Annotated in this window: 1 pseudogene; it reads right to left on the bottom strand. The window is 62.0% G+C overall.

Annotated elements, in window-relative coordinates:
- Window positions 1-151: 151 nt before the first annotated feature.
- A pseudogene (locus DJ73_RS04035) lies at window positions 152-461 on the bottom strand (nucleoside-diphosphate sugar epimerase); the annotation flags it as partial.

Genomic DNA, 461 nt, shown 5'->3' with positions numbered 1-461 from the left:
CGTCGGCCGCGTCCGGTGACGTGTGCCCAAATAGAACAAACGGTCGAATGGGTATTGCGCTTCTGTCGACGTGTGTGGCATGTCAATCGAGTCGGTACTACTCACGTAGTACCACGCCGATGAGTACCACACCGGCGCCGCCTCGCGGCGGTCAGTCGTCGGAGTTCGTCGACGCCAGATACGGTGAACACACTCGTCGTGTCCCCGACTCGAAGCCGATCTGAGGTTCCCAGCCCGTGGCCTCGCGGATCTTCGAACAGTCCGCGCAGGTGTGGCTCACGTACACGTCCTCGGGAATCGGGTTTTCGACGTACACCGGCTCGACGTCCGTCCCCAACACGTCGTTTATCCGGTCGACGACCGTGTTGAAGGAGTACGCCTCCCCGGTCCCGAGGTTGTACACGCCGTCAAGCCCGTAGGTGCCGGCGTCGATCAGTCCGCGGACGATATCGTCGACGTGA

The organism is Halorubrum sp. Ea1, assembly GCF_002252965.1.
Taxonomy (GTDB): Archaea; Halobacteriota; Halobacteria; order Halobacteriales; family Haloferacaceae; genus Halorubrum.
This window is presented reverse-complemented; position numbering and strand designations above follow the sequence as displayed.